General features: G+C 54.3%; 1 pseudogene. It reads right to left on the bottom strand.

The window, feature by feature from the left end:
* Positions 1-315 (bottom strand): annotated as a pseudogene (locus Q4563_RS18350) (ATP-dependent DNA helicase DinG); the annotation flags it as partial.

Here is a 315-nt window from a genome sequence, read left to right as displayed (position 1 = left end):
GAGTACGATTTCGCCTTTGGGTAAAAAACCCTGACACAACAAGGTTTCATACCAGTCCCGAATAAAAGTATCCCGCGTGGCTTCGAGCTGGGCACGGGAGCTGAACAACACCAGCGTCCCTTGCCCCAAATCCAGCTGCGCTTTCATCCATTGCTCTATATCCGTCTGAAACTGATCACTTTTGGGATCAGACCCCAACTGCACCACTTCCAGCTGGCCCAGATTCGGATAATCAAACGGACTGGCGACCCGGTGATACCCGGCCCAGTCCGGCAAGCCGGTTTCCCAGCTCAACTTGCCGAAGCTGTTTAGCGC

The organism is Gilvimarinus sp. 1_MG-2023, from assembly GCF_030548285.1.
This window is presented reverse-complemented; position numbering and strand designations above follow the sequence as displayed.